Origin of the sequence: Sphingorhabdus sp. 109 (assembly GCF_902506555.1) — a bacterium.
GTDB lineage: Bacteria > Pseudomonadota > Alphaproteobacteria > Sphingomonadales > Sphingomonadaceae > Parasphingorhabdus.
This window is the reverse complement of sequence record NZ_LR732707.1, coordinates 1,534,188-1,546,774: the sequence shown is the minus strand read 5'-3', so window position 1 is coordinate 1,546,774 and position 12,587 is coordinate 1,534,188. Positions and strand designations below refer to the sequence as shown.

The window sequence follows — 12,587 nt, the reverse complement described above, 5'->3', positions numbered from 1 at the left end:
TTCCGGTACGATTGGTCAACGGTAGGCGCTGCAGAGCGGTATTCGGGACCGTCCCTGCGCCCATAAATCGCCTACCGATATTCGGGGTTGGGGTGATTGTAGCGGCTGCCGTCATCCCAGGCTTCGCGCGAATTGCCATAGCCTGGAATGCCACCGGCTTGATTGAGCATATGAGCGCTGTGCATCAGATTCCAGGCCAGAAAGGTAGCGTTGCGCTGGGTGAAATCGCTGTCAAAGCCGACGCGGGAACCATCGTCTTTCTTATCGCCATAGGACGGCCCGGGGCCGATCGGACCGATCCAGCCGGCATCAGCCTGCGGCGGTATCGTATAGCCCATATGGCCGAGGGAATAGAGCGTGCTCATGGCGCAATGTTTGACGCCATCCTCGTTGCCGGTGACCACCACACCGCCGGCTTTCCCGTAAAAAATATATTGGCCCTTGTCGTTGGTTTCGCCGGAATGGGCGTAGAGCCGTTCGATTACCTTGCGGCATTCCGATGAGACATCGCCCAGCCAGATCGGGGTGCCGATGACCAGTATCTCGGCTTCCATCACTTTTTCCGAAATCGCCGGCCAGTCATCCGTGGCAAAGCCATGTTCGGTCATGTCGGGATAGACACCCGGAGCTATCGCATGATCGACGCTGCGCAGATATTCAGTCGTTACGCCGGCATCCTGCATGATGGCGATGACGATATCCATCAGGCATCCGGTGTGGCTGAACGCGGGCGAGGGCGTCAAAGTACAGTTGATAAAGACGGCTTTGAGACCGGAATAATCGGGTTTGCGGATGCCGTCTGCGTCGATCGCCATGGATCGCTCCTCTCGGTTCAATCGGTTTTGCGGCACTCGTAAACCAGCCGCTCGTTCGCCTGTGATGGCAATACCGTACGAATTGCTTTTACCATATCCTCGATGTCGGCCAAAGCCTTGATGTCGGTCGTGCAAGCCCGGTTGCCATATTCGGCACGGATTGCGCGCGCCCTGGTCATCGCTTCCAGACCCATCAGATAGCGTTCCTCGGTAAATTCGCTCTGATCCGGCAGGAAGCTGCTGATGGTCACCGTTTGCTCTTCATTGGGAACAAAGATACGCGACCATTTGGCACCGTCACGGCCATATTGCGTGCGGCCGTTTACGCAGCCGCCTTCTGCCCATTCGAGCGGTAGTTCGTTCTGCTGCGATACCGTGATGCGGCTGCGTTGCGGATTGATCGTGCACTGATATGTGCCCGAGGTGGCAAGGCTGGGCTGCTGCGGCTCGTCTTGGTCCGCCTGTTCCTGCATCGCAGCGGCAACCCGGTCATCGATTTCGCTGAAGTCCGGCCGTGCCAGGAATATGATGATCGCGCCGAGCAGAAGCACCGCCGCACCGCCCGCAGCGGCAATCCCCGGGTTGCGCTTGCCTTGCAGCAGCAGGACTCCGGCACCGCCGGCTGCCAGAAGCGAAAGAGCCAGCATCAGCGCCGCTATGGCCATCCGGTTCTCGCGTTCGGTAATGATGTCCTGGGTGATGCTGCTGCGCAATTCGCTTTCCTGCCGTTCGCGCTTTTCTGCAGCGGCCGCCTTGGCGGCTGCCACCTGCGCCCGGGCCGCCGCTTCGCGCTGGCGTTCCTGCTCGCTGATTTCGGCTGCGGAACGGCACGGCGTTGCGGTCGAGCCCGCCTTGATGTCCGTCCTGCGCAGGAAGCTCAGGATTTCGCGCGCCGAAACGGCAAAGCCGAATTCCGCATCATTGCCGTCGCTGATCGAGCCGAAGCTGTTGACGCCGAGCACCCGGCCACAATTATCGATCAGCGGTCCGCCGCTATTGCCCGACGCAATCGGTGCGGTGTGAAGGATCGTGTCGAACTGCTTGGTTGTCCGCCCGCCGGAGACGGTGCCGGTGGTCTTGACGGGAGACATCGGGTTGATCAGATCATCGAGATCAAGCCCCTGTGCGCGGTCGACCGAACCGGGATAGCCAACCGCCACCACATCCGCACCGTCGCTCACCGGACCACCAAAGATCGTCATCGGCGGCAGGCGCCCACCGTCCAGAACCTGGATGAGGGCGAGATCATTGCCGGGTGAATAAGCGATGATCTTGCCGCCATAGCTGGTCCCGCCCTGCGACGGGATGATACCGATCACCACCGAAGGTTCCTGCCGCGCGATTTCGACGACATGGGCGTTGGTGACGATCTTGTCCGGTGCCACCGCAAAACCGCTTCCATGGCCGACGAAGGCGACCTTGCTGCCGTCTTTTGCGGCCAGCACCACCCGAACCACGGAGCGGCTCGCGGCGCTGATATCGGCCGGATCGGCCTGGGCAGGCCCGGTGAGCAAAATAGCCGAAAGAAGGAAGGTCAGGGCAAATATGCGGTTCATCGGGCGGCTTTCATTATCTGTGCTCCGCACCTGATGCGGAGCCCTGTGCGGCACCAGCGCTAGCCAAAGCAGTGCTCCGCATCAAGTGCGGAGCACATTGCGTTCAAACAAAACTATAGGGATCGATATCCACGCCGACCCGCACCGCCCGCGGCCATTCCAGCTGTTCCAGCCATTCGCGCATGATATTCTGCAGGTCGACCGATCGCAAAGCATGAACCAGCAGCCGGTGCCGGTGCCGGCCGCGCAGCATCGCCAGCGGAGCGGGAGCGGGGCCAAAGACAGAAAATCCGTCGAGCTTCGGCGCGGTCTGGCCAATCAGCCGCGCGGTTTCCATCGCCTCGCTATTATCCTCGGACGAGACGATGATCGCCGCCCAGCGGGCAAAGGGCGGGGCCAGCGCCTGTCGCCGCGCTTCAATCTCGGCGGCATAAAAGCCCTCCCGGTCATTCTCGATCAGCGCCTGGATTACTGGTGCGTTCGGCATGCGCGTCTGAACATAGACACGGCCGGGCTTTTCCGCCCGTCCGGCCCGACCCGCGACCTGGGCGATCTGCTGGAAACTGCGCTCGGCGGCACGCAGGTCACCGCCCTCCAGCCCGATATCCGCGTCGACCACGCCGACCAGGGTCAGATTGGGAAAATGATAGCCCTTGGTCACCAGCTGGGTCCCGACGACGATATCGATCGCGCCCGCTTCCATCTGCTGGACGAAATCGGCGGCCTTCTGCGGCGACCAGATCGTGTCCGAGGTGACAATCGCCGTCCGTGCCTGCGGAAACAACATTTTGACCTCGTCGCAAATCCGTTCGACGCCGGGCCCGCAGGCGACCAGACTGTCCTCGTCGCCGCATTCCGGGCATTTCTCCGGGATCGGCATAATATGGCCGCAATGGTGGCAGGCGAGGCGGCGGGTCAGGCGATGCTCGACCATCCACGCGGTGCAATTCGGACAGGCGATCCGGTGGCCACAGGTGCGGCACAGGGTCAGCGGCGCAAAACCGCGACGATTGAGAAAGAGCAGCGATTGCTCGCCTCGCCCAAGATTTTCCTCCAGCGCGTGGACCAGCGTCGGCGCCAGCCAGTTGCCGCGCGGCGGCACGTCTTCGGTCAGGTCCAGCGCCTCGATATCCGGCATCGTCGCGCCGCCGAACCGCGCCGGCAGTTCGAGCAGTTCATAATTGCCCTGCTCGACCTGATGGCGGGTCTCGATCGCCGGTGTGGCGGAAGCCAATATGACCGGGATCTGCTCGTACAGCCCGCGCATCACCGCGACGTCGCGCGCGTGATAGCGGACGCCGTCTTCCTGTTTGAAGCTGGTCTCGTGGGCTTCGTCGACAATGATCAGGCCGAGGTTGGCGTAGGGCAAGAACAGGGCGGAACGCGCGCCGACGATCACTTTGGCATTGCCTTCCGCCAGCGCCCGCCAGTTCCGCTTGCGCTCCGACTGTTTCATGCCGCTGTGCCAGGCCAGCGGCTCGGCCCCGAAACGCGCTTCGAAACGGTTGAGAAACGGCTCGGTCAGCGCGATTTCGGGCAGCAGCACCAGCACTTGCCGGTCCTGCCGCAAGGCTTCGGCGACCGCCTCGAAATAGACTTCGGTCTTGCCTGATCCCGTCACGCCGTCGAGCAAGAAGGGTTTGAACTGTGAGGCGCGCACAGCCTCGATCAATATGTTGCTGACGTCCCGCTGGTCCTCGCTGAGATCGACCGTATCGAAATCGGGCAAAGGCTTGGCGCTGCTGGCGAAGGGCGATACTTCCTCCCGGTCGAAAACACCCAGCTTTTCCAGTCCCCGGATCACCGCGATGGATACACCGGCCTTGTTCGCCAGCTCGCTGATCGTGCCCTGCACGCCTTCCAGCTTTTCCAGCGCCTGCTGCCGTTGCGGCGTTATCCGGTCGGGCACATTGCCGTTCAAGCGATATTCGCTGATCGGACGATTGTCGGCAAAGGCGGCACCGCTCGACAGGACCATGCGCAGTACCGATGCCGGCGAGGCAAAATAGTAAGAGGCGGTCCACTCGATCAGCCGCCGCAGCGGCGCGCGCAGCGGCGGCACATCGCGGACCTCGAGCAAAGGACGCAATTTTTTCGGATCGATTTCCTCCACCGGAAAGCTGTCCGCTTCCCATACCACGCCGGGCAATTTGCGCGGGCCCAGCGGCGCCATCACGATCGAACCCGGCTCTACCCGCATGCCGTCGGGCACGCGATAATCGAGCGGGCCGAGAGCAGCATTAAGCAGGAGTACACGAACGCGATTCATATTCATGCTATAGGCAGCTTATCATCATCCGTCATTCCTGCTTTGACGAATGTTGGGACGAATATAGGAGAGTATCATGCACTATCATCGCAGATCGGTTCTGGGCTTTGGCGCTGCCGCCGGATTGCTGGCGCTTCCCGGCTGTTCCAGCCTGCCGGGGCTGAGTCTGACCGAAGCCGTCAAGCGGTTGCTGACTCTGTCGTCGCAGAATGCCTTTGCCGAACTGATGCAGCCGAACGGTTTTTTCGACAACCAGGTGGCGCGGATTGCGGTGCCCGATTCCCTGGGTGGTTCGCGGGCAACGAGCATCGCCACGGCCCTGCTGCGGTCCAAGCCGGTTCAGGACCGCTTGCTGATGCAGGTCAATCGCGCGGCCGAAAAGGGGGCCGAACTGGCCGCTCCGATCGTCGCGGAAACCATCCGCAATATGAGTATCGCCGACGCGGCCGCGATCATCAACGGGGGACCACGCGCGGCCACCAGCCTGCTGCAAGGGGAATTGGGCAACACGCTCGTCGAGCGGATGCTGCCCGGCATTGCGGGCGGGCTGAGACTGTTCGACAACGAGATTATCAATCTGGTGCTCTCGCAAGCCACCAATGTCGATTTTTCCAGCATCAGCCGGGATGTGACCGACAAGGTCGGCGACGCCATCTATCGCTCAATCGGCGAGCAGGAGGCGGCCATACGCGCCAATCCGCGGGCCACGAACGATCCGCTGCTGATGGCGGTATTGGGAGCGGGGAAAGCCTTTTAGCTTGATTTTATCCCGTATTATTCCCCCAAATTATCCACAGCTTTCTGCCGGAGAGAAGAGGGCAACAGTTCCCCGCCTCGGGGAAAGCGGATAAGCAAAGGCCAGCAATGCTTTTTTCCTGTATTCTGGAGCCCGACCGATGAAATTCTTCGTAGATACCGCCGATACCGCGGAAATCGCCGACCTCGCAGCGACCGGCATGGTCGACGGCGTCACCACCAATCCTTCGCTGATCAAGAAATCGGGTCGCGATATCATGGAAGTGACCAAGGAAATCTGCGGCCTGACCGATGGCCCGGTGTCCGCCGAAGTGGTCGCGCTCGACCATGACGCGATGATGAAAGAAGCCGAAGTGCTGCGCAAGATCGCCGACAATGTCTGCATCAAGGTGCCGTTGACGGTGGACGGACTGAAAACCTGCAAGGCGCTGACCAGCGAAGGTACGATGGTCAATGTGACTCTCTGCTTCTCGGCCAATCAGGCGCTGCTCGCGGCCAAGGCCGGTGCCAGCTTCATCTCGCCCTTCGTCGGACGCCATGACGACAATGGCCTCGACGGCATGACGCTGATCGAGGACATTCGGCTGATTTACGACAATTACGCGTTCGACACCGAAATTCTCGTCGCCTCGATCCGCCATCCGATCCATGTGCTCGAATCCGCCCGCATCGGCGCCGATGTCGGCACCATGCCGCCCAATGTCATCCGTGGCCTGTTCAAACATGTGCTGACCGACAAGGGGCTCGAAGGCTTTCTGAAGGACTGGGAGGCGACCGGCCAGAATATTGGCTGAATCTGATGGGGCCGGGCGTGTTTGGATTTTTCGGACGTAAGTCGCTGAAAGCGCCGGTATGCGGAAATTGCGGTGAACCTCGCCCGCTCGTCCACACCGGAGAGGCCGGTGCGGACGATCTCTTGAAAAATTCAAAACTGTCGCGCGGTGACTATAGCGTGATTTGTCAGAAATGTGCGTCCTCTATCGGCGCGCGCTATGATTATCGCCCGGACTATTCGAGAGTCAGCGGGTCGCCCGGACGCGACAGTCTCTCAACCGGCGAACGGGACGATCGAGCCGAAACGTTGCCCGAAGCAATCCCGGCGGAAAACCTTGAACCCGGCACCGGCTATCATGCGGATGCGGAAGATGATTTTTATCTGGACGACGCGTCGCAGAGCGACGATCCCGATGCGTCCTATGAACCGGGCAATGGATATCACACGGACGACGAGATCAGGGAAGATGAGCAACGGCCCGGAAAACTGTCGGCCTTTCTGTCTGGTCCTTCCAGGGACCTTCCTCGTCCGTTTCGAAAGCCGCTTGTCGATTTAGCCGTATTTATCGGCATTTGTCTGGCCGCCTGGTTCTGGGTGGATCAACCATCCGAACAGGACCCCACAGCGCAATATGATGCGCCTGCAACTTCACCCCTTCGGTCTCCGGAGGGCGGCGATTCTGCACTTCGCAGCGAGGCGATCATTCCCCCGGTGCCTGCCGGAAATCCGGGAGAATGGATCTCGTCCGGCGATTATCCGGTTGCCGCTTTGCGAGAGGAGCGAAGCGGTGCTGTCGAATTTCAACTCCGGATCAGCGAGACCGGCGACGTTACCGCCTGCGATATATTGGCATCAAGCGGCCATGCGGATCTCGATACGGCATCCTGCAGCGCATTAATGCGCCGCGCCCGGTTCAGCCCTGCAAAAAATGCCAGCGGTCAAGCGGTCCGCTCGTCCTACACCAACACGGTGCGCTGGCAGCTACCGTAATGACAGCGATCAGAACCCTCTGGGTGCCGGATCGACGACGGTGAAGCTGCCGTTGCGGATTTCCTGTACTTCCAGCGCACGCTCTGAAACGCCGTTGCTCTTGAACCGGAAGACGCCGTCCAGTCCGATAAAACCGCCCTTGTCGGTAAGCTGGCTGATCGGGAATGGCTCGCCGACTTTCCAGTTGCGCGCAACCTTCACGGTCAGCAGCACCGAATCATAGCCGAGGCTCGACAGGCGGAACGGCGCCTTGCCATAGCGGGCGCGATATTTGTCGGCATATTGCTTGTACAATCCGTCCGAAACGCTTGCGAACCAGGCGCCGCGCATCGACGGCGCGCCGGCCAGATTGCTGCTGGTGTTCCAGAGGTCGGTGCCGAGGATTTTCGCTGTGCCGCTGGCATTCTTGCGAATATAGGGCGCGGCCTTGATCGCCATGTCGCCATTGTCGGCAAGCAAAACCGCTTCGAAATCACCATTTTCGGCAAGTCTCTTGGTCGCCGCTTCGATTGATTTGGAATCGCGGTTGAACGTCTGGATCGACACTACTGTGCCGCCGGCATCTTTCACGCTGCGCAACAGGGTAGAGGAGGCGCGTTGTCCGTAAACACCATTGGGTACCAGCGCGGCAAAGCGGTTCATGCCTTTCGATTTTGCATAGGTCACGACCCGGTTGATCGATTGCGACGGGATATGCCCCAATATGAAGACATTATCGCCGGCGGCGCCGCTGTCATTGGAGAAGCTCAGGATGGGTACGCCGGCTGGCCGTGCGATATTGGCCGTCGCTACAACATTGTCGCTGAGCAGCGGACCGATGATCAGCTTGTTGCCATCGCGAATGGCACTTTGCGCTGCCAGGGCAGCGCCCTTGGCCGTGTCATAGCTGGTCATGCGGATATTGTCGGCCTGGGTATCGAGCAGCGCCATGGTGGTCGCATTGGCGAGCGACTGGCCGACGCCGGCATTTTTCCCGGTCAGCGGCACAAGCAGTGCAATGCGATGATGTTTCTGGTCGTCGGGCAGCCCTGCAGTAACCGGAGGAGGCGCCGGCGCGTCGGTCCGCACCGGTTCGGCGCCGCGTGGTACAACCGTCGAACAGCCGGCCAGCATCGCGATGGCGGAGAGACCCGCCCACTTCAAAATACTGCGCCGTCTGCTTTGATCTTGTCCTAGATGCATCTTGTCTGCCATGACCGCCATATGTCTGCTCCTGCCCAATCCGGTCTCTATATCGTCGCCACGCCTATCGGCAACCTCGGAGATTTGTCGCGCCGCGCCGAAGAAACGCTTGCGGCCGCTGATATCATCTTGGTCGAAGACACAAGAGTGACGGGCAAACTTTTGAATCACATAGGTAAAAAGTCAAGAATGATGGTCTATAATGACCATAAGTCTGCAGCCGATCGCGCAAGTATTTTGGATGCGGTGCGATGTAAAATTGTCGCACTTGTCAGCGATGCGGGTACCCCGCTGATATCGGATCCCGGCTACAAGCTGGTTCGCGATGCGCAGGCGGCGGGCCTCTATGTCACGACGATTCCCGGCCCGAGCGCCGCGATCGCCGCCCTGACCCTGTCGGGGCTGCCCAGCGATCGTTTTCTTTTTGAAGGATTTCTGCCGAGCAAAACCAAGGCGCGACGCGAATCTTTGGCGGTGCTGCATTCTCTCAATGCCAGCCTGATCTTTTATGAAAACGGCTCGCGGCTGGGAGCGATGCTGGCTGACTCGCTGGCGGTGCTGGGGGACCGCAAGGCTGCGGTGGTCCGCGAAATCACCAAGCGTTTCGAGGAAGCCGTGACCGGCCCGCTGCGCGAACTGGCCGACCGCTACGGTTCGGAAAAGCCGAAAGGCGAAATTGTCGTGATCATCGGCCCACCGGGCGCGCCGGAAGCAGCCAGCGTAGCAGAAATCGAGGCGGCGCTGCGCGAGGCGCTGGTAAGGCTGCCGGCCTCAAAGGCAGCAGGCGAGGTGGCGAAGGCCTTCAATACCGACCGCAAGGCGCTCTACGATCTGGCCAACCGCTGGAAGTCGGAAAAATGAAACGCCGATACCCACAAGCCGATCGCTCTGGGTCTGTCGAAGGGCGTTTCTCGGGCATGCGTCGCTTTGACGGGCAAAATATATCGACAAGCGCAACACGAACGCTGGTTTCGCCGTGAAACGCGAAGCTGCCGAGAAGCGCGGTCGCCAGGCGGAAAAGACTGCTGCCCGCTTCCTGCGCCTGAAAGGCTGGCGGATATTGGACCAACGGGTGCGTACGCCGCGCGGCGAGGTCGATCTGGTGGCCAAACGAGGGGGCCTCGTCGCCTTTGTCGAAGTGAAGGCGCGCACCAGACTGGAAGATCTGGAGCTGGCGATCGATCTGAAACGGCTGCAGCGCGTCGCCAATGCAGTGGAAATCCTCTATCCGCGCTATTGCACGAAGGGGGAAGACGCCCGGATCGACGTGATCCTGATCGCGCCAAGGCGGCTGCCTGTCCATCTGACGAACGTCTGGCACGGGTTCTGATGTGTGACCGGTGAAGGGCGGATCGCACTTTCTCTTTGCCCCGCTAAACAAAAAGGCCCTTCGACAAGTTCGGGGCTAGCGGTTAGAAACCCAACTCCCCCGCTCGTCTCGAGCGAAGTCGAGAGACGCTTGCAGCAATGCCAATGTGTCTCGACTAGGCTCGACACGAACGGTAAGCGGGTTTGAAAATGTCTAAGGAATAGAAATGACCCTGAAAATTGCCGTCCAGATGGACCCCATGGAGACCGTGAATATCGCCGGAGACAGCAGCTTCGCACTGATGCTATCCGCCCAGAAGCGCGGGTACGAACTGTTCCATTACGACGTGAAGCGCCTGACCCTGCAGGCCAATGGCCGTCTGACCACGCCCGCCCATCCGGTGACCGTGCAGCCGGTGAAGGGCGACCATTTCACCTTCGGCGAGTCCGTAAAACTCGACCTCGGCAGCGATGTCGACGTCGTTTTGATGCGCCAGGACCCGCCTTTCCACGTTGGTTATATCACCGCGACGCACCTGCTCGAACGGATCGAGGGCGAGACACTGGTCGTCAACAACCCCGTCTCCGTCCGCAATGCGCCGGAGAAAGTCTATGTGCTTGATTATGCCCAGTTCATGCCGCCAACCCTGATCACCCGCGACCTTGACGAAGTCCGCGCGTTTCAGGCGGAACATGGCGGCGTGGTGGTCAAACCACTGCACGGCAATGGCGGCAAGGCGATCTTCTTGGTGCCGGAAGACGGCAGCAATCTCAGCGCTCTATTCGAGGTGTTCAACCAGACCTGGCCGGAACCGCATATGGTCCAGCCCTTCCTACCCGAGGTGCATCAGGGCGACAAGCGCATCGTCCTGGTTGACGGCGAAGTCGCCGGCGCGATCAACCGCAAGCCGGGCGAAGGCGAATTCCGCAGCAATCTGGCGCAGGGCGGCTATGCCGAAGCGGCCGATCTGACCGACCGGGAAAAGGAAATCTGCGCGGCGATGGGGCCCGACCTGAAGCGTCTTGGCCTGATCTTTGTCGGCATCGATGTGATCGGCGGCAAATGGCTGACCGAAATCAACGTGACCTCGCCAACCGGGATTGTCGCGATCGATAATTTCAACGGCACGGACACGTCAGGCATGATCTGGGATGCGATCGAGCGGCGGCTGGCGGCGCAATAAGCAGGCGGGGATCCGCACGCGATGAACAGCTGGGTCACAGACCTGATCGAGCAGGGCGGCTATTGGGCCATTGCGTTGTTGATGGCGCTGGAAAATATCTTTCCGCCAATCCCGTCCGAGCTGATCATGGGGCTGGGCGGCGTCGGCGTGGGGCAGGGGACATTCCACCCGGCCTGGCTGGTGCTGGTCGGCACCATCGGTTCGCTGGCGGGCAATTATGTCTGGTTCATGGTCGGGCGCCACTGGAACGAGGATGATCTGCGCGCTTTCGTCCGCAAACATGGCCGCTGGCTGACACTTGATGTCGAGACGGTTAACCGGATAGACCGGATTTTCGACAATCACGGCCAGTGGGTGGTCTTTGTCGCCCGCTTCATCCCCAATATAAGGACGATGATTTCCGTGCCCGCCGGTCTGTTCGGCATGTCGCACACACGCTTCATCCTCGCCACCAGCGCCGGCGCTGCAGTCTGGAACAGCGCGCTGGTTTTTGCCGGCTATATGCTGCAGCAGAATATCGATGATATCGGGCGCTATCTGGGCCCCGTATCGCTCGGCGTTATCGGGTTGCTGGTCGTGGTCTACATCTGGCGGATTATCTTCTGGCGGCCGAAGGGAGGATGAGGCAGGCTGTCCACATTCGGATGATGCGGAAGGGTGGTGATAGCGATGTCCGAAACCGGTAGAAAATTTGGTCGAGCGGATCATGTTTTGACGGCGACCTTGCTCACCATCCTGTTCGGGACGGCGTTGCTGTTATTCTATAGCGACCTGTGGGGGCTCAGCGACGCGGGTTTGGTTGCCTTGCTTGTGATCCCTGCTGCGCTTGGCGGCTTGACCGTCCAATTCGCCGACCCCAATGGCAGTAAGTCCATGCTCGGCTGCATCGGCTTCGTAACCCTGGGCCTGGGAATCATTTTCCTGCTCACGTATCTCGCCAATATTGAGGGTCTGATCTGCATCGCGATGCTTTTTCCACTGTGGATTCCGGCGGCTGCTGTCGGAGCACTCGTCAACCGGTGGAATGCCGGAGAAGCAAGGAAACAAGGAAGGACCCGTCTGATGTCTGCAGGCTGGGTCATCGTTCCCTTAGCACTGCTGGCCGCCGAACAGAGGATACCGCCAGAATGGAATAGTTGGGAAGTGTCTCGTGAAATCGAAATCGAAGCGCCAGCAAAAACCGTGTGGCCTCTGCTGATCAACATTCCCGCAATTTCGTCCGATGAAGGGACATTCAACCTGACCCAGGATATTTTAATGGTCCCCCGTCCGAGCGAAGCAAAAATTCAGCGCGAAAGCGACGGGCTGATCCGGAAAGCGCAATGGGGCGAAAATATTCGATTTGAAGAGGTTGTTACCGGTTTCGAAAAAGGGACCATGCTGAGTTGGAATTTCCGCTTTCCCGACGACAGTGTACAACAATATACTGACCGGCATATTTCACCGGATGGTGACAAGCTGAAGATCATCTCGGGTCGCTACGAGATCAAGAAAATGGGCAATAACCGGTCAAAGCTGGCTTTGACCACCCGCTATAAAATGCGTAGCCATATGGATTTATATCTGGGTCTGTGGGGTGATCTGCTGCTCGGCGATGTTCAGGCCAATATTTTGCACATCATCAAAATGCGGGCCGAGAATTCTTCGGGATAGCATCGCGTCGCCGGTGATCGAATATAGTCCCTCTACACCTCGACAGATCTCTTATTGGCACTTGGCACTCCGTAACCGCGCAAAAGGCTGCCAGCTCAC

12 protein-coding genes are annotated in these 12,587 nt (G+C 59.9%); 8 read left to right on the top strand and 4 right to left on the bottom strand.

Features of this window, described 5'->3' with window-relative positions; genetic code table 11:
• Nucleotides 1–71 precede the first annotated feature (71 nt).
• The 3 genes from BOSE62_RS07350 to BOSE62_RS07340 all read right to left on the bottom strand — a co-directional run bounded on the left by BOSE62_RS07350 (nt 72) and on the right by BOSE62_RS07340 (nt 4,640).
• Nucleotides 72–815: a flavodoxin family protein gene (locus tag BOSE62_RS07350; RefSeq protein WP_159643782.1), complete on the bottom strand. Its 744-nt coding sequence runs from the start codon at nt 813–815 to the stop codon at nt 72–74.
• Between the two features lie 17 nt (nt 816–832).
• The gene (locus BOSE62_RS07345) at nt 833–2,371 is read right to left on the bottom strand and encodes a trypsin-like peptidase domain-containing protein (RefSeq protein ID WP_159643780.1); all 1,539 of its coding nucleotides are present in this window, start codon (nt 2,369–2,371) and stop codon (nt 833–835) included.
• Between the two features lie 103 nt (nt 2,372–2,474).
• The gene (locus tag BOSE62_RS07340; protein ID WP_159643778.1) at nt 2,475–4,640 is read right to left on the bottom strand and encodes a primosomal protein N'; all 2,166 of its coding nucleotides are present in this window, start codon (nt 4,638–4,640) and stop codon (nt 2,475–2,477) included.
• Between the two features lie 76 nt (nt 4,641–4,716).
• On the opposite strand from BOSE62_RS07340, the gene BOSE62_RS07335 reads away from it, so the two are divergent.
• The 3 genes from BOSE62_RS07335 to BOSE62_RS07325 all read left to right on the top strand — a co-directional run bounded on the left by BOSE62_RS07335 (nt 4,717) and on the right by BOSE62_RS07325 (nt 7,161).
• Entirely contained in the window at nt 4,717–5,397 is a 681-nt protein-coding gene (locus tag BOSE62_RS07335) for a DUF4197 domain-containing protein (RefSeq protein WP_159643776.1), read from the top strand.
• 139 nt (nt 5,398–5,536) lie between these two features.
• On the top strand, nt 5,537–6,190 hold the full coding sequence (gene fsa / locus BOSE62_RS07330; RefSeq protein WP_159643774.1) for a fructose-6-phosphate aldolase: 654 nt from the start codon (nt 5,537–5,539) through the stop codon (nt 6,188–6,190).
• A 122-nt stretch (nt 6,191–6,312) separates the two neighbouring features.
• The gene (locus BOSE62_RS07325) at nt 6,313–7,161 is read left to right on the top strand and encodes an energy transducer TonB (RefSeq protein ID WP_159643772.1); all 849 of its coding nucleotides are present in this window, start codon (nt 6,313–6,315) and stop codon (nt 7,159–7,161) included.
• Nucleotides 7,162–7,170: 9 nt separating this feature from the next.
• On the opposite strand, the gene BOSE62_RS07320 is transcribed toward BOSE62_RS07325, so the two are convergent.
• Nucleotides 7,171–8,364: a penicillin-binding protein activator gene (locus tag BOSE62_RS07320; RefSeq protein WP_236553897.1), complete on the bottom strand. Its 1,194-nt coding sequence runs from the start codon at nt 8,362–8,364 to the stop codon at nt 7,171–7,173.
• Between BOSE62_RS07320 and rsmI the strand changes: the two genes are divergently transcribed.
• The 5 genes from rsmI (at nt 8,365) to BOSE62_RS07295 (ending at nt 12,488) form a co-directional block, all read left to right on the top strand.
• Complete coding sequence (gene rsmI / locus BOSE62_RS07315) at nt 8,365–9,204, top strand: 16S rRNA (cytidine(1402)-2'-O)-methyltransferase (RefSeq protein WP_159643770.1); 840 nt, start codon at nt 8,365–8,367, stop codon at nt 9,202–9,204.
• Nucleotides 9,205–9,319: 115 nt separating this feature from the next.
• Nucleotides 9,320–9,673: a YraN family protein gene (locus BOSE62_RS07310; protein WP_159643768.1), complete on the top strand. Its 354-nt coding sequence runs from the start codon at nt 9,320–9,322 to the stop codon at nt 9,671–9,673.
• Nucleotides 9,674–9,878: 205 nt separating this feature from the next.
• Nucleotides 9,879–10,835 carry a glutathione synthase gene (gene gshB, locus BOSE62_RS07305; RefSeq protein WP_159643766.1) on the top strand — a complete coding sequence of 319 codons (957 nt, stop codon included), beginning with the start codon at nt 9,879–9,881 and terminating at the stop codon, nt 10,833–10,835.
• 21 nt (nt 10,836–10,856) lie between these two features.
• Nucleotides 10,857–11,459 (top strand): DedA family protein, encoded by a 603-nt coding sequence (locus tag BOSE62_RS07300; RefSeq protein WP_159643764.1) that lies wholly within the window; start codon nt 10,857–10,859, stop codon nt 11,457–11,459.
• 45 nt (nt 11,460–11,504) lie between these two features.
• On the top strand, nt 11,505–12,488 hold the full coding sequence (locus tag BOSE62_RS07295; protein ID WP_159643762.1) for a hypothetical protein: 984 nt from the start codon (nt 11,505–11,507) through the stop codon (nt 12,486–12,488).
• The last annotated feature ends 99 nt before the right edge of the window (nt 12,489–12,587 follow it).